Genomic DNA, 15,908 nt, shown 5'->3' on the forward strand with positions numbered 1-15,908 from the left:
CCGCGGGTGTGATCATGACCGGATCGCGTATCGACAATCTGAATATTGCCGTGCTCCTGCCCTGCTACAACGAGGCCTCGACGATCGGCGCCGTTGTCCGGGGATTCAAGTCTGCGTTGCCGGGCGCCCCCATCCACGTCTACGACAACAACTCCACGGATGGCACGGCACTCCACGCGATGCTTGCCGGTGCCCACGTGGCGCGCGAACGTCGGCAGGGCAAAGGCCACGTTGTCCGGCGCATGTTCGCCGACATCGACGCCGACATCTACATCATGGCCGATGGCGACGGCACCTACTCGCCCGACGATGCTGAGGAACTGATCCGCACCCTGCTGACGGAGCGCGCCGACATGGTCGTCGGCACACGGCGCGGCGTCCATTCGGATGCCGGCAGGCAGGGGCATGCCTTCGGCAACAAGATCTTCAACATGATGTACCGGACGATCTTCGGTACCGATTTCACCGATATCTTCTCGGGCTACCGCGTCTTCTCGCGACGCTTCGTCAAAAGTTTCCCTGCCGTCTCGGGAGGCTTCGAGATCGAAACGGAAATGTCCGTGCATGCGTCGCGTCTGAAGCTGCCTGTCAGCGAGCTGGAACTGGATTACGGCCGTCGGCCGGAAGGTTCTCACTCGAAGCTTTCGACCTTCAAGGATGGCGCCAAGATCCTCTGGATGTTCGCGATGCTGATGAAGGAAACGCGGCCCTTCGTGTTCTTTGGCATCATCAGCGCGATTTTTATGTCAGCGAGTCTCGGATTCATGACGCCCGTCCTCTTCGAGTATTTTGAAACGGGTCTCGTCAGCCGAATGCCGACATGGGTCCTGTCTATGGCACTGATCATGGTGTCGTTCATGATGTTTACCGCCGGCGTGATCCTCGATTCCGTTTCGCGCGCCCGCGCAGAGCAGCTTCGCATCCACTATATGAGCCTTATGGCTCCGCGCCCGCGCGAGCAGACACCCTTGCTGGCTGATGATCTCGACGATTATCATCAACAGTCGGCCAAGATCAGCACCAGATGAAGAAGCTGCTCCGCTTCGGGATTGCTGGCGGCCTTGGCTTTATGGTCGATGCGGGCGTTCTTGCGCTCTTGCTGCATATCACGCCGCTTGGCCCATTCATTGCTCGCGTGATCGCGATCGCTCTGGCAATGGCAGCGACGTGGATCTTCAACAGAACATTCACCTTCGATCGCTCGGGACACTCGCTCGCCGTCGAGGGATTTCGCTACGGCTCCGTCGGGGTGACGGCGGCGCTGGTGAACTATGGGCTTTATTCGGCGCTGCTGCTGCGGCTACCTGACTTGCAGCCACTCGCGGCGATGGTTCTTTCCACCGCCGCGTCCACGGTCTTCAGCTTCGTCGGCTATTCCCGCTTCGTTTTTCGAGGCGACTGAGCTCAGACGGGCTCCCAGCCGTCCTTCTCGCTGGCGCGGTAGATCGCATCGATGAACTTCTGGCTGAGCTTCGAGCTCTCCAGCGTCACCACCTCTTCATTCTCACCCTTGGCAGCGCGCGCAAAGGCCTCGGCTTCGCGCTTGTACTGGCGGCTGTCGGGGAAGCGGAAGAGCGTTGATTCATTGTGGCTGCGGTTGGTGAGTTCGATCTCCTCGGCGCCCCAGCGGTCAGCATTGAACGGTGACTTCACCTCGATGAAGCCGTCGGTGCCATGGAAAACCATGACCTGGCGGTTCGCCATCTGGGTAGCGATATAGAAGGTCAGTTCAAAATCGCCGAAATCGGCCTTGACGCTGGAATAGATGTCGGTGCCGAATTCCGGGTCGCGGCGGGTGACGGCCTGGACGCGCAGCGGCTCCTTGCCGGTGGAAAAGCGTGTGCCGATCGTCGGATAGACGCCGATATCAGGCAGCGCGCCGCCGCCGAGTTCGGGAATGTTGCGCATGTTGCCGGGGTCGCGGTTGAAATAGGTGAAGGCGCCCTGAACATGCAGGATTGTGCCAATCGCGCCGTCCGTTATCAGCGAGCGAACCTTCCGCCAGACCGGTGCGTAGGTGACCATGTAGGCTTCGGTGATGAGAACCTTGTTGCGGTCGCGGGCGGCAATCAGGCTGTCGATCTCGTCTGCCTTGAGCGCGATCGGCTTTTCGCAGAGCACGTGCTTGCCGGCATCGGCGGCCTTGATCGTCCACTCGACGTGCTGCGAGGTTGGCAGCGGAATATAGACGGCATCGATCTTGTCGGAAGCGAGCATCTCCTCGTAGGAGCCGAAGGCGTGCGGAACGGAAAAACGATCCGCCATCTCGCGAGCCCTCGCCAGATCGCGGCTCGCAACGGCCGTCACGACGCAGTTTTCCGCATCCTGAATGGCGGGTACGACGAGTTCACGGCCGATCTTTGCGGTCGAAAGAATACCAAAACGCAGCATAGCCTGGGTCCTTCTGGTTCGATTTTTGCGCACCTTAGTAAGCCGGCCACGGCGGCGCAATGGCGCGATCACAAATCGCGGAGTTGGTTTCCATTCGTTCGAAGCCACGCTAGGTTAGACTTCGGCGGTGTTCTGCCGCGTCAACGATTTCAATCAATCCTGCACTTTAGGAGAGCGCTATGGATATGCGCCGTCTTGGAAAAACCGGCCTTTCGATCGCCCCGATCGTCTTGGGCGGCAACGTCTTCAGCTGGACCGCCGACGAGAAGACGTCCTTCGATATTCTCGATGCCTTCTTCGACGCGGGCTTCAACACGATCGACACGGCCGACGTCTATGGAGCGTGGGTGCCGGGCAACAAGGGCGGCGAGTCCGAGGAGATCATCGGCAAGTGGCTGAAGCGCGGCAAGGTGTCCCGCCACAAGGCTGTCGTCGTCACCAAGGTCGGCTCCGACATGGGTCAGGGCAAGACGCTGAAGGAAACCTATATCCTGAAGGCGGTTGAGGATTCGCTGCGCCGGCTGCAGACCGACTATATCGACCTCTATCTCTCGCATTGGCCGGACGAGAACACGCCCTATGAGGAGACGCTCGGCGCCTTCGCCAAGCTGAAGCAGCAGGGCAAGATCCGCGCGATCGGCTGCTCCAATCTCGACGCCACGCAGCTTCAGGCGTCCTTCGATGCTGCCGAGAGGGCCGGCGTGCCGCGCTACGATGTCATCCAGCCGGAATACAATCTCTATGCACGCGCGAGCTTCGAGGGACCGTTGGCTGATCTCTGCGTCAAGGAAGATATCGGCGTCATCACCTATTTCAGCCTTGCCGCCGGCTTTCTCTCCGGAAAGTATCGCACGAAGGCCGATACGGAAGGCCGCGCCCGCGAAGGCCGGGTGGCGCAATATCTCGACGACAAGGGACTGCGCATTTTGGCAGCGCTCGACAAGGTCGTGGCGGAAACCGGCGCCAAGCCGGCAGAGATCGCGCTTGCCTGGCTGCTCAGAAAGAAGGGCGTGACGGCGCCGATCGCCAGTGCTACCAGCCTGTCGCAGCTTCAGAGCTTGACCAAGTCAGCGACGCTTTCACTCTCCGATGACGCGATGGCGCTGCTCGACAGGGCCGGCGCCGCCTGACGGGAGGGACCGATGACCGTGACGATCCGCGATGCGAAGCCCGAGGACGAAGCGCGCTGGCGCGAGCTTTGGGCCGGCTATCTCGCCTTCTACGAGGTCACGGTCGATCCTGACATCACCGATGCGACATGGCGCCGGGTCTTCGATCCGGCGTCTGCGATCTTCATGCGTGTCGCCGAGGTGGACGGCAAGATGATGGGTTTCACCCTCAGCCTGACGCATGAGGGCACCTGGATCCGTGGCAAGGACTGCTATCTCGAAGACCTCTTCGTCGATCCGGCCGCACGCGGAAAGGGTGCGGGCCGCGCCTTGATGGACGATCTCGTTTCGCTCTGCAAGAAGAACGGCTGGTCGCGGCTCTACTGGCACACCAGCGAACAGAACAAGACGGCGCGGGCGCTCTACGACAGCTATGTCGAGAACGACGGGCACATCCGCTACCGCATCAATTTCTGAGCGGCGGGAAGCCCTCATACAAGCCGGCGTGGCTGCCCTCCCAGTTCCCCATGCCCGGCTTCGTCAGGATGCCGCGTGGCCTCACATAGCTCTGGATGACCCGGCGCGGGCGTTCGTGCCATTGGATGTTGAAGGCCCAGAGCTTCGGGAAGAAGCAGAGCGAGGCATAGGGCAGATGATCGTGGATCCACCATGCCAGCCTCTGCCAGTCCTCTTCGTTGCTGTAGTTGTCGACCATCCACGGGACGACGACACAGGCGGTGGCACCCATGCAGCCATCGAAATCGCGCAGGTCCCAGATGTGATCGGCGGCCGTCGCGGCATTTAACGAGCAGTTGAGGTTGTTGCGGTTGCCGAACTGGTTGACCTCAGGCGAGCGATAGCCGGAACGGATGTGCAGCCGGCCGAACGTCGCCTGCAGCGGTTCCAGCAACTCCTCGCAGAGCCGCCTTCCCGCTTCGATCGCCAGATCGGGATTTTCGGGGATATTCGGAATGCGATAGAAATCGGCGATTTCGGAATGCAGGAAATCACGGAGGAAGAAATTCTTCGAAAGGCGCGCACGCCCGAGTTCCTCCAGGCCCTTCATCGATCCAGGTTTCTTCACGAAAAGCTCCCGTTGGTTGAACGTCTCACTCTGCCTCCCCCGGCGATCAACGCAACCCGAAAACGACCGGAACAATTAGCTACCTCTTGTCTTTCCCTAGCGTCCGTAGCTCCCCACCAAGGAAGCGCGGATCCCCCACACCCAGGAAGGTAGAGACAATGGCCAAAGAAAAGACCCTCGACGATCTATTCTACGATACGCTCAAGGACATCTATTTTGCCGAGCGGCAAATCCTGCGCACCCTGCCGAAAATGGCGCGGGCGGCTCAATCGCAAGAGCTGAAGGCCGGCTTCGAAAAGCATCGCGAGCAGACCGAGGGACATGTCGAGCGCCTGCAGCAGGTCTTTGACCTCGTCGGCAAGCGCGCCCAGGGCAAGACCTGCGAGGCGATCCAGGGCATCATTGCCGAGGGCGAAGAGATCATCGATGAGTTCAAGGGCTCGCCGGCTATCGATGCCGGTCTCATCTCCTCTGCGCAGGCAGTGGAGCACTACGAGATCGCCCGCTACGGCACGCTGAAGACCTGGGCGCAGACCCTCGGCAAGAAGGACGTCGTTGCCCTGCTCGACAAGACGCTGCAGGAAGAAGCGGCAACCGACAAGACATTGTCGAAGCTGGCCATGACGGCTGCCAACCAGAAGGCCGCGGCCTGACCGTCGATCCGGCGGGATGCCCAACGGCATCCCTCCGCTTCACCCGACATAACGGAAGAAGTCGATGAAGGCACGCAGAGCTGGCCGCATCTGGCGCCGGCTCGGATAGTAGATGAATGGCCCCGGATAGGGCGAACACCAGTCCTCCAGCACACGGACGAGCTTGCCGCTTGCCAGTTCGTGCTCGACGCGCAGGTCGAACAGATAGGCGAGCCCCACGCCATTCAGCGCCGCGATCAATCCCAGCCTGTCCTCACTGACGATCAAGGGACCATCGACTCCCACAACCAGCTCCTGGCCGTCCTTTTCGAATTCCCAGCGATAGATCGTGCCGTTTGTAAAACGCCGCTTGATGCAGCGGTGGTGAACCAGATCGGAGGGATGCAAGGGTTTCGGGTGCCGCTCAAAATAGTCGGGAGAACCCGCAATCACCGTGGTCAGATTCGGCGAGGCCCGCACGGCGATCATGTCCGCCTCGAGGCTCTCCTCCAGGCGAATGCCGGCGTCGAATCCTTCCCGAACGATATCGGTGAACCCATCCTCATTGGCGATTTCGAGCGTGATATCAGGATAGCGGTTCAGGAATTCGCCAAGCCGCGGCGCAAGCAGGATATCCGAGGCAAAACGCGGCGCGGAGATGCGCAGATTTCCGGCCGGCCTTCCACCCGCCTCGGTGACCGCTTCTAGCGCGATCCCGATTTCATCAAGCGCCGGCTTCAGGCGCTGCAGCAGCAGACGCCCCTCCTCCGTCGGCGCGACACTGCGCGTCGTCCGTGCCAGCAGCCGGACGCCGAGGCTTTCTTCCAGGCGCGAGATCGCGTGGCTGACGGCAGATGGCGCAATTTCCAGCTCCTTGGCGGCCGCGCGAAAACTTCGTCGTTCGGAAACGGCGGCGAGAACGACGAGTTGGGCAAGCTGCGTGCGGTTCATTGATCGAACGATTAGAACAGCCTGTTACGGATTGCACCTATTTTTTGAAGGCTGATGGGGCGCTAGGTTTCATCAGTACCCGGCATCGACCGTGGTTTGACCTTTCGCTCACAAAGGAGCCCCGCATGAAAACCCGCAAACTCGGAAACGACCTTGAAGTCTCTGCCGTCGGCCTCGGCTGCATGGGCATGAGCTTCGCCTATGGCGCCAGTGACGAAAACGAGTCGATCAGGACGCTGAACCGTGCCGTCGATCTCGGTATCACCTTCTTCGACACGGCCGAAATGTACGGCCCCTACACCAATGAAGAGCTCCTCGGCCGGGCATTGAAGCCCGTGCGCGACCGCGTCGTCATCGCCACCAAGTTCGGCTTCAAGCTGGATCCGAATAAATCCGGCGCCGCAGCCCTGACCGGGGTCGACAGCCGCCCGGAAAACGTGAAGCGAGTGGCAGAAGCCTCTCTGAAACGGCTCGGCGTCGAAACGATCGACCTTTTCTACCAGCATCGTGTCGACCCCAATGTGCCGATCGAGGAGACCGTCGGCGCAATGGCCGAGCTGGTACGCGAAGGCAAGGTTCGCGCACTCGGCCTTTCGGAAGCCGGCAGCGCCACGATCCGCCGCGCCCATGCCGTCCACCCCATCGCAGCACTGCAGAGCGAATATTCGCTCTGGACCCGCGACCCGGAAAACGGCGTTCTCCACACCTGCCGCGAACTCGGGATCGGCTTCGTGCCCTATAGCCCGCTTGGCCGTGGCTTTCTGACGGGCGCGATCCAGAAGCCGGAGGATCTTGGCGCCGACGATTTCCGGCGCCAGCTGCCGCGCTTCCAGTCGGACAATTTCGACGCCAATGTCGCGCTCGTGGCCAAGCTCGAGGCACTCGCTAAGGAGAAGGGCGTGACCACCGCACAGCTGGCGCTCGCCTGGGTCCTGCACCAGGGCGACGACATCGTGCCGATCCCGGGCGCTCGCAAGGTGAACCATCTCGAGCAGAACGCCGCCGCAGCCGATATCGTGCTGAGCAAGACGGAGCTGACCGAACTGACGGAGACCATCTCGCTCGATAAGATTGCCGGCAAGCGCTACTCCGACGCGTCGCTCGCGATGACCAACCTCTAGCCGAAAGGCGGAGGCATCGATTGCCCCCTGCCGCATCCGGCGATCTTGCCGCACCCATTCGCTGCACTATGCTATTGGGCATGTTCCTGGCGAGGTGAGACATGTCGGACCAGCAGGCAATCGAAGCAGTCGTCCATCTCTACGTCGAGGGCATGACCTTCGCCAACGAAGCTGCATTGCGGAAGGCCTTCCATCCGCAGTGCGACATCATCGGGCACTACGAGAACGCGGTCGAGTGGCTGAACCGGGAAGAATTCATTGCCGCGATCGTCGCCGAAGGTTCGGCACCACCCACAACCCAGCCGCACATGGACATCCAGATGCTTGACATCGTCGGCGATGCGGCGTGCGTGAAGGTCAGCGACGATTTCGCCGGCATGCGCTTCACCGATTACCTCTCGATGCTGAAAATCGACGGCCGCTGGACGATCGTCAACAAGCTCTACTATCTCCACACATAAAAAAGCCGGCGAGACGATCGCCGGCCCAGCTTGCTGACAAAGCCTTATAGCATATTGGGATGGAAGCTCTCTCCGTCGTCACCCCGGCCGATGAGCCGGGGTCCAGCGCGCGCAAGTCCTTGCGCGCAAAAGGCCTTTCGCACCACAGGCGCGGTGCCGCTGGATGCCGGCACAAGGCCGGCATGACGGAGAAACCGAACGTTCCGCAAAAAGAACACTTCGTCAGCAGTCGGAGCCGGCGAAATGATCGCCGGCCCTTTGCTAAGGGAGATCTTGGCCTCAGGCTCTGAGAACACCACCGGTGAACTTCGTCACGCTGGCAACGATCTTCTCAGTCAGCGCCTCGAAATCCTCGTCGGTCAGCGTGCGCTCGACCGGCTGGATCTGCACTTCGATCGCTACCGACTTCTTGCCTTCACCGAGTGACGGACCCTCGAAGATGTCGAAGACATTGACTGATGTGACCAGCTTGCGGTCGGCACCGGTCGCGGCCTTGATGATCGCGCCGGCTTCCACCGACTTGTCGACGACGAAGGCAAAGTCGCGCTTGACGGCCTGGAAGGCAGACAGTTCCAGCGCCGGCTTGGTGCGGGTGGCTTTCTTCTTCGGCTCGGGCATGGCGTCGACATAGACCTCGAAGCCGCAGAGCGCGCCCGAGACATCGAGCGCTTCCAGCGTCGAGGGATGGAACTCGCCGAAATAGCCGAGCACGACCTTCGGACCCATCTTGATCGTACCGGACCGGCCGGGGTGGAACCATTCGGGACCGCCCTGCTCGATCTGGATGTTGCCCATCGGCAGGCCGCAGGCTTCGATCACGGCCAGCGCATCGGCCTTGGCGTCGAAGACGTCCACCGGCTTGCCGCCGCCCTTGGCAGCGTTCGACCACATGCGGCCTGCGCCTGACATCGATGCCGTGCCGCGACGGACGCCGCCGGCAACGCGGCGCTGGCCTTCCGGCCGGTCGTTCTCATAGGTGCCGGACACCTCGAAGATCGCAACGTCGCCATAGCCCTTGTCGCCATTCCGCTGGGCAGCCGTCAGCAGGCCGGGGAGCAGCGAGGGGCGCATGTCGGACATATCGGCAGCAATAGGGTTGGCAAGCTTGAGTGCCGGCAAGCCGCCGCCGAAGAGCTTTGCCTGATCCTCTGAGATGAACGACCAATTGACGGCTTCCAGCATGCCGCGCGAGGCAAGCGCGCGCTTGGCGATGCGAGTGCGGATCTGCAGCGTCGTCAGGATCCTGCCGTTGACGGCTGCATGGCTTTCCAACGGCGCCGGCTTGATGTTGTCGACGCCGTGGATGCGCATGACCTCTTCGACGAGGTCGGCCTTGCCATCGACATCGGGACGCCAGGAGGGAACGGCGACGGAAACGCGTTCGCCCGAACCGGTAACCTTGAAGCCGAGGCGCGTCAGGATCTCGGTGCTTTCCTGCGTGGAAACCTCAAGACCCGTCAGGCGCTTGACCTCGGAGAAGGGGAAGTCGACGATCTTTGCGTCATAACCCATGTAGCCGACGACCTCTGCCTTGGCGGCCGTGCCGCCGCAGAATTCGAGCACCAGCTCGGTGGTGCGCTCGAGACCGGGAACCATATACTCCGGATCGACCCCGCGCTCGAAGCGGTAGCGGGCATCGGTGATGATGCCGAGGCCGCGGCCTGATTTCGCGATGTTCATTGGATCCCAGAGAGCGCTCTCGATCAAGACGTCGGTGGTGTTCTCGTCGCAGCCGGAATGCTCGCCGCCCATGATGCCGCCAATCGACTCGATGCCATCGGCATCGGCGATCACGACATTATTCGGCCCAAGCTTGTACTCGCGCTGATCGAGCGCAAGCACCGTCTCGCCGTCCTTGGCGCGACGGACGGTCAGGTTGCCCTTGACCTTGGCGGCGTCGAAGACGTGCATCGGGCGACCCCGGTCGAAGGTCATGTAGTTGGTGATATCGACGAGCGCGTTGATCGGGCGAAGACCGATAGCGAGCAGACGCTGTTGCACCCATTTCGGGCTCGGGCCGTTCTTGACGCCGCGTACGAGACGCAGCGCAAAGCCCGGGCAGAGCTTCGGATCGTCAAGGTCGAGCGTCAGCCTCACCGGCGTCTCGCCTTCAACAGTGAAGGACGGTGCCGGGCGTGTCTTCAGCGTGCCGAGGCCGGAAGCAGCCAGGTCACGCGCGATGCCGTAGATCGAAGTGCAATCCGGACGGTTCGGCGTCAGGTTGATCTCGATCATGGGATCGTCGAGATGCGCGTAGGCGGCGTAGCTTTCACCAACCGGCGCATCCTCGGGGAGATCGATGATGCCATCGTGGCTGTCGGAGATCTGCAGCTCCTTCTCTGAACACATCATGCCGTGGCTTTCGACGCCGCGGATGTTGCCGACGGTGAGCGTCACGTCGATGCCGGGAACATAGGTGCCGGGGGCCGCGAAGGCGCCGATCAAGCCGGCGCGCGCATTGGGAGCGCCGCAGACGACCTGGACGGGGGCGCCCTTGCCGGTATCGACGGAGAGAACCTTGAGGCGATCGGCCTGTGGGTGTTTCTCGGCGGTCAGGATCTTGGCGATGACGAAGGGCTTGAACGCCGCCTTGTCATCGACGTCCTCGACCTCGAGCCCGATCTCGGTCAGGCGGGTGCAGATTTCATCGAGGGTCGCATCCGTTTCCAGATGATCCTTCAGCCAGGAGAGTGTGAACTTCATAATCTCTATCCTCCCTTACGCGCTCAGGCCGCCGAACAGCGTCGGCATGTCGAGCGGGCGGAAGCCGTAATGGGTCATCCAGCGGACGTCGGCGTTGAAGAAGTCGCGCAGATCAGGCATGCCGTATTTCAGCATGGCGATGCGGTCGAGGCCCATGCCCCAGGCAAAGCCCTGGTATTCATCGGGATCGAGACCGCCGGCGCGGAGCACGTTCGGATGCACCATGCCGCAGCCAAGGATCTCCATCCAGTCGGTGCCTTCGCCGAACTTGACGATCGGACCGGAGCGGTCGCACTGGATGTCGACTTCGAAGGACGGCTCGGTGAACGGGAAGAAGGACGGGCGGAAGCGCATCGTCACACTGTCGACCTCGAAGAAGGACTTGCAGAACTCTTCGAGCACCCAGCGGATGTTGGCGACATTCGCCTTCTTGTCGACGACCAAGCCTTCGACCTGGTGGAACATCGGCGAGTGCGTGGCGTCCGAATCCTGGCGGTAGGTCTTGCCGGGGATGATGATGCGGATCGGCGGCTTCTGCGCTTCCATGGTGCGCACCTGTACCGGCGAGGTGTGCGTGCGCAGCACCTTGCGCTCACCGTTTTCATCCGGATTGAAGAAGAAGGTGTCGTGCATCTCGCGGGCCGGGTGGCCTTCCGGGAAGTTCAGCGCCGTGAAATTGTAGTAGTCGGTCTCGACATCCGGACCTTCGGCGATCGAGAAACCCATGTCGCCGAAGATCGCGGTGATTTCGTCGATGATCTGGCTGATCGGATGGATACGGCCGCGCTCGGCTGGCGAAGAGCGTACCGGCAGGCTGACGTCGACCGTCTCGGCCTTCAGGCGCGCATCGATCGCGGCCTTCTTCAGCTCCGCCTTGCGGTCGGTGATTGCGTCGGTGACGGCGTTCTTCAGTGCGTTGATGGCAGCGCCGCGCGTCTGGCGCTCTTCCGGCGTCATTGCACCGAGCGTCTTCAGGAGCTCGGAGACCGAACCCTTCTTGCCGAGCGCGCCAACACGCACGGCTTCGATCGCCGGCTCGTCGGCAGCGGCTGCCACATCAGACAGAAGTTGCTTTTCCAGGGTTTCGAGTTCGGTCATCTTTTCCTGCCTCACAGGGCGTCAGTCTTGTCGATAATTCACGAAAACATGCATCGAATAGCTCAAGCGCCACGATGAAGCGTCGCAGATCACTACCCATGTGCACGCGGCCAATCAACCGGGCACACCACAAAAAGCCCGCGACGTCGAGAGAGGAACGGCCCATCGCGGGCAATGCCGTCTCAATCGCCATCGCGCCAAATGCAAAGAACCCGCGCAAGCCTGGCCAGCGCGGGTCCTAAATCATCGAAGCAAAAGCTCTGACAGCGCCGGCTTAGTTGACGGCTGCTTCAAACTCGTTCTTCGTACCGGCGTCCTTCAGGTACTCGAGAGCCTTCTTGGAGGCAGCAACGAGTGCACCGAATGCTTCAGGCTCATGGATTGCCATGTCGGAGAGAACCTTACGGTCGACTTCGATGCCAGCCTTGTTCAGGCCGTCGATGAAGCGGCCGTAGGTCAGGCCGAATTCGCGGACAGCGGCGTTGATGCGCTGGATCCAGAGGGCGCGGAAGTTGCGCTTGTTGATCTTGCGGTCGCGGTAAGCGTACTGCTTCGAACGATCGACAGCAGCCTTCGCAGCGCGGATGGTGTTCTTGCGACGGCCGTAAAAGCCCTTAGCGGCCTTCAGAACCTTCTTGTGCTTGGCGTGGGCGGTAACGCCTCTTTTTACACGTGCCATTTCATGATCTCCTTAATCTAAAGCGTTCGCGGAATAGTCTTAGAGACCGTTCGGCAGGTAGTTCTTCACGACCTTGCGGCCATCGGGTTCTGCGAGAACCATCGTGCCACGTGCATCGCGGATGAACTTGTTGGTACGCTTGATCATGCCATGGCGCTTGCCAGCAGCTGCAGCCTTGACCTTGCCGGTCGCGGTGATCTTGAACCGCTTCTTGGCAGCAGACTTCGTCTTCATCTTGGGCATTTTGCTACTCCGTTTCTGGACCCCCTGCTCTTCATCAAAGAAGCCTTCTTGCGATGCCCGGTTTCCGGCCGTCGCAACAAGGTGCGGGAGCGTTTGTTGTTGATCTGCGGCTCCGGTGATGAACCGTTCCGCAAGCATTCGAAACCGCCACGGCATGCCCTGCCGGTCAGTTCGGACGCGCGCTTATAACCGCAGCGTCATAAAAGTGCAACGGGGCGGCCAATGAATCTTCTAAGCAATGGCGGGAGGCCGGCTCGCCATGGCCGGAAGCATCAGTTTCACCTGCAGCCCGCCCCACCGCGAGGCGGAAAGATCGAGCCTGCCGCCGTAAGCCTCAAGGATATCGCCCGAGATCGCCAGCCCTAACCCAGTTCCTGCCGTGCCTTCATCGATCCTGACACCGCGCTTCAGCATCAGGTCGTAGCTACCAGGATCGGCGCCGGGTCCATCGTCGGAAACGCTGAGCACGACATCATCCTGTAAGCGACCGGCGGAAAGATCGATGCGCGTTCTGGCAAAGCGCACGGCATTGTCGAGTACGTTGCCGAGTGCCTCGGCGATGTCCGCGGGGTCCGCCTGAACCGTCAGGGCGGGGTCGATATCGAGATGCCAGTCGATCCCTTTCTCTTCGGTGAAAGGCGTCAGCACATTGACGAGCTTTCCTGCAATGCCGAGCAGCGACGTCGTGGCCATTTGCTCCACTCCCATGCGGGCGGCCTGCAGTTGTCGGTCGGCGCGCTGGCGGACCAGCTCGATCTGTTGCAGAGCCGTTTCGCGCTGGTCCTCGGGCAAGGCTTCAACCAGGTGAGACAGCACCGTGAGAGGCGTTTTCAAACCATGGGCGAGGTCGCTGGCACGCGCGCGGGCGCGCTCGATCGCCGTCTCCCGCTCGCTGAGCAGCAGGTTGATTTCACGAACCAGCGGCTTGACCTCGCTCGGCCCCTGCGTGCCGATATGTGAGCTGCGGCCGGCCCTGATATCCGCAACGCGCTCGCGAAGCCGCACCAGCGGGCGCAAGCCCACCCACCCCTGCAAGAACGCCGCGAGGAGCAGCATGCCGCCGGTCGAAAGCAGCATCAGCCGCAACGGCCGGTGATAGCTTTCAAGCGCCGCTTCCATCTCGGGCTTGGAGAAAGCCGCATAGACGGTGAAATTCTTCTTTGCGGCGCCTTCGCCAAGCGCCATCGTCTTCATCGACACCAGCAGCGGCGAGCCATCCGGCCCGTCCGTTTCCCGGAACCCGCAATACATGTCCTTCGACAGGTCATCCGCGGTGATCTCCTCGTCCCACAGCGAGCGAGACCGCAGCGGCTCCTCGTTGCCATCGGGAGAGATCTGCCAGTAGCGGCCGCCGGCGGGGATCTGGAAGCGCGAGTCGGCAGGCTCGTTCTTCAATTCAAGAGCGCCATTCTCCACGCTGAGCCGCGCCGCCAGCGAATCCATCACCGACGTCATTTCGTTGGAATACTGGTCGGCCAGATAATCCGCGAACAGGTGGCTAAGCACCGCCCAGACGAGCATCAACGCCAGCGCGATCGCGACAAGCGCTCCGGCAGCGAGGCGAAAATGCAGCGAGTGGATCACCGAGGTCGCCCCGGAAGAACATAGCCGAAGCCGCGCCGGGTCTCGATGGCGTCGCTGTCCGTCTTCTTGCGCAGCCGCGCCACCATAGCTTCCACGGCATTCTTGGCGGCATCGTCATCACGGCCCTGAACCTGGCTCGCCAGTTCGGTCGGGCTCAGGACCTCACCGGGCTTGCCGATGAAAAGCGCTATCATCCGGTATTCGAGCGGACTGAGATCAAGTTCGCGTCCATCGAAGGTGACGCGCCTTGCGCTTTCATCGAGAGTGAAGCGGTTGGCGGATTTGACGCGCGATGCGATGGCGCCGGTGCGCCGCAGGAGCGCTCTCAGGCGAGCCAGCAGCTCCTCGGTACGAAACGGCTTCGGCAGATAGTCATCGGCTCCCGCATCAAAGCCGTCGACACGCTCCATCCACGAGCCGCGGGCAGTGAGAACAAGAACCGGCGTGTTGATGCCCGCGCCGCGCCAGCGTTTCAGGATCGACAGGCCATCCATGCCGGGCAATCCGAGGTCTAGGATGATGGCTGAGTAATCGCCCGTCTCGCCCTCTTCCCATACAGCAGGCCCGCTTGCAAATACCTCGACGCGATAGCCTTCCCGCCCAAGCTGTTCGACCACATGGCCGGAAATATTGGGATCGTCCTCCGCCAACAGGATACGCATAGCCCCTACCCTCCCAGCAATGCTCCGTTGCGGGCGTCGACTCGCAATGTCCTGATCGCGCCCGTCCCGTCGCGAACTTTCACTTGATACACATCGCCGAACATGGATCGATGGAGATTGACGTCGATGACCCGACCGTAGCGTTTTGCGTCGATCCGCTGCAGAACGGTCTTCAGCGGCAGGATCCGGCCCTCGCGAACGGCGTCGCGCGCGCGATCGGAATCGGTGTTCCGGCCGCCACTGCCGCGGCCGCTGCTACCGCCGCCTCCGCCTCCGCCGTGGTCGTCGCCGCCGTCATCATCCCCGTGATCGTCGTGGCCGCCACGACCGGAATTGGAACTGCCGCTGCCCGAGTTGGAACCCGAGGATCCGGACGAACCAGAGCCCGACGAGCCGCTGCCTCCGCTCGAACCGCTCCCACCGCTGCTGCCGCCGCCATCATCGCTGCCACCATCCTTGGCCTCAGCATGGGAAACGAACATCGGGCCGGCCGCAGAGAGCGCTATGGCCAGCATCAACATCGTCATGAAACTGCGACGGCTTCTATTCATTGAACTTCAATGTACCTCAATGCTTCTGCAATCGCGGAACCTACACTGAACACTTTATCGCGACCAGACAAGGCTCCGATAAACCAGGAACTCCGCCGGGGCGCGGCGGAGTTCCTTCTTCCGAAGGGGTGGCCGGAAGACCGCGCCGGGCAGATTATTGCGCCGAAGCGGGAAGTATGTTGACGCTGGTGATTGCGCCAGGATTTCGAATAAAGTCACCTCTGTGAGGATGCGCGATCACCTCGTGTGCCCCATGCTCAAGCTCAACCTCGACCTCGAGGCGCCGGCCGAGTTGATCGACGGCGACAAGCGAACCGTTCAGCAGTCCCGTCAGGCTCGCTTCGGACACCGAAAGGGTCACTTCCGGGCGATTGTCGTTGCGGCCGCCGCGGTGCTCGCCAGGATTGTCGTCATTGGCGTCATGGTTGGCTCCGTCATCGCGTCCACGTCCACGGCCGTGATCGTCATCGCCGTCGTCATGACCGCTGCGACCGCTATGATCATCACCGCCACGCCCGCTGCCGCTGTTGTCATCACTGCCACCGCTATGGCTGGATCCACTGTTGCCGCTGCTGCTGCTTCCACCGCCATCATCGCTGCCGCCGCGAGCGAATGCCAACGACGAAAAATGGCCTGACG

General features: G+C 61.7%; 18 protein-coding genes. 8 read left to right on the forward strand and 10 right to left on the reverse strand.

What is annotated here, in order from left to right:
- Positions 1–14: 14 nt before the first annotated feature.
- Positions 15–1,028 (forward strand): glycosyltransferase, encoded by a 1,014-nt coding sequence (locus tag C934_RS31575; protein WP_037089145.1) that lies wholly within the window; start codon positions 15–17, stop codon positions 1,026–1,028.
- A complete protein-coding gene (locus C934_RS0102980) occupies positions 1,025–1,402 on the forward strand; it encodes a GtrA family protein (RefSeq protein WP_018855219.1) in 378 nt (125 codons plus the stop codon). Before C934_RS31575 ends, C934_RS0102980 begins: the two co-directional genes overlap by 4 nt.
- 2 nt (positions 1,403–1,404) lie before the next feature.
- On the opposite strand, the gene C934_RS0102985 is transcribed toward C934_RS0102980, so the two are convergent.
- Positions 1,405–2,391, reverse strand: a complete 987-nt coding sequence (locus tag C934_RS0102985; protein ID WP_018855220.1) for a Gfo/Idh/MocA family protein — start codon at positions 2,389–2,391, stop codon at positions 1,405–1,407.
- Between the two features lie 179 nt (positions 2,392–2,570).
- Here C934_RS0102985 and C934_RS0102990 point away from each other — a divergent pair, with 179 nt between their 5' ends.
- Positions 2,571–3,521 carry an aldo/keto reductase gene (locus tag C934_RS0102990; RefSeq protein WP_018855221.1) on the forward strand — a complete coding sequence of 317 codons (951 nt, stop codon included), beginning with the start codon at positions 2,571–2,573 and terminating at the stop codon, positions 3,519–3,521.
- 12 nt (positions 3,522–3,533) lie between these two features.
- The gene (locus tag C934_RS0102995) at positions 3,534–3,977 is read left to right on the forward strand and encodes a GNAT family N-acetyltransferase (RefSeq protein WP_018855222.1); all 444 of its coding nucleotides are present in this window, start codon (positions 3,534–3,536) and stop codon (positions 3,975–3,977) included.
- Here C934_RS0102995 and C934_RS0103000 read toward each other — a convergent pair.
- Complete coding sequence (locus tag C934_RS0103000; RefSeq protein WP_025658617.1) at positions 3,967–4,584, reverse strand: hypothetical protein; 618 nt, start codon at positions 4,582–4,584, stop codon at positions 3,967–3,969. The two genes, C934_RS0102995 and C934_RS0103000, sit on opposite strands and share 11 nt — an antisense overlap.
- A gap of 158 nt (positions 4,585–4,742) precedes the next feature.
- Here C934_RS0103000 and C934_RS0103005 point away from each other — a divergent pair, with 158 nt between their 5' ends.
- The gene (locus tag C934_RS0103005) at positions 4,743–5,237 is read left to right on the forward strand and encodes a YciE/YciF ferroxidase family protein (protein WP_018855224.1); all 495 of its coding nucleotides are present in this window, start codon (positions 4,743–4,745) and stop codon (positions 5,235–5,237) included.
- 39 nt (positions 5,238–5,276) lie between these two features.
- Here the strand turns inward: C934_RS0103005 and C934_RS0103010 are convergent, their stop codons facing one another.
- Positions 5,277–6,167 carry a LysR family transcriptional regulator gene (locus C934_RS0103010; RefSeq protein ID WP_018855225.1) on the reverse strand — a complete coding sequence of 297 codons (891 nt, stop codon included), beginning with the start codon at positions 6,165–6,167 and terminating at the stop codon, positions 5,277–5,279.
- A gap of 125 nt (positions 6,168–6,292) precedes the next feature.
- On the opposite strand from C934_RS0103010, the gene C934_RS0103015 reads away from it, so the two are divergent.
- Positions 6,293–7,288: an aldo/keto reductase gene (locus tag C934_RS0103015; RefSeq protein ID WP_018855226.1), complete on the forward strand. Its 996-nt coding sequence runs from the start codon at positions 6,293–6,295 to the stop codon at positions 7,286–7,288.
- A gap of 101 nt (positions 7,289–7,389) precedes the next feature.
- The gene (locus C934_RS0103020) at positions 7,390–7,749 is read left to right on the forward strand and encodes a nuclear transport factor 2 family protein (protein WP_018855227.1); all 360 of its coding nucleotides are present in this window, start codon (positions 7,390–7,392) and stop codon (positions 7,747–7,749) included.
- A gap of 279 nt (positions 7,750–8,028) precedes the next feature.
- On the opposite strand, the gene pheT is transcribed toward C934_RS0103020, so the two are convergent.
- The 7 genes from pheT to C934_RS0103060 form a co-directional block, all read right to left on the reverse strand.
- Entirely contained in the window at positions 8,029–10,452 is a 2,424-nt protein-coding gene (pheT, locus tag C934_RS0103030; protein WP_018855229.1) for a phenylalanine--tRNA ligase subunit beta, read from the reverse strand.
- Positions 10,453–10,467: 15 nt separating this feature from the next.
- Positions 10,468–11,550, reverse strand: coding sequence for a phenylalanine--tRNA ligase subunit alpha (pheS, locus tag C934_RS0103035; RefSeq protein ID WP_018855230.1), 1,083 nt, complete (start codon positions 11,548–11,550; stop codon positions 10,468–10,470).
- Between the two features lie 274 nt (positions 11,551–11,824).
- On the reverse strand, positions 11,825–12,229 hold the full coding sequence (gene rplT, locus C934_RS0103040; RefSeq protein ID WP_007798644.1) for a 50S ribosomal protein L20: 405 nt from the start codon (positions 12,227–12,229) through the stop codon (positions 11,825–11,827).
- A gap of 39 nt (positions 12,230–12,268) precedes the next feature.
- Positions 12,269–12,472: a 50S ribosomal protein L35 gene (gene rpmI / locus C934_RS0103045; protein ID WP_007529267.1), complete on the reverse strand. Its 204-nt coding sequence runs from the start codon at positions 12,470–12,472 to the stop codon at positions 12,269–12,271.
- Between the two features lie 231 nt (positions 12,473–12,703).
- The gene (locus C934_RS0103050; RefSeq protein ID WP_018855232.1) at positions 12,704–14,056 is read right to left on the reverse strand and encodes an ATP-binding protein; all 1,353 of its coding nucleotides are present in this window, start codon (positions 14,054–14,056) and stop codon (positions 12,704–12,706) included.
- Complete coding sequence (locus tag C934_RS0103055) at positions 14,053–14,718, reverse strand: response regulator transcription factor (protein ID WP_018855233.1); 666 nt, start codon at positions 14,716–14,718, stop codon at positions 14,053–14,055. The genes C934_RS0103050 and C934_RS0103055 overlap by 4 nt, the downstream gene beginning before the upstream one ends.
- Positions 14,719–14,723: 5 nt before the next feature.
- Positions 14,724–15,269 (reverse strand): PepSY domain-containing protein, encoded by a 546-nt coding sequence (locus C934_RS0103060; RefSeq protein WP_026371523.1) that lies wholly within the window; start codon positions 15,267–15,269, stop codon positions 14,724–14,726.
- A gap of 253 nt (positions 15,270–15,522) precedes the next feature.
- Here C934_RS0103060 and C934_RS34515 point away from each other — a divergent pair, with 253 nt between their 5' ends.
- Positions 15,523–15,906, forward strand: coding sequence for a hypothetical protein (locus C934_RS34515; RefSeq protein WP_018855235.1), 384 nt, complete (start codon positions 15,523–15,525; stop codon positions 15,904–15,906).
- Positions 15,907–15,908: the final 2 nt, after the last annotated feature.

The organism is Rhizobium sp. 42MFCr.1 (assembly GCF_000377185.1).
Lineage (GTDB): Bacteria > Pseudomonadota > Alphaproteobacteria > Rhizobiales > Rhizobiaceae > Rhizobium > Rhizobium altiplani.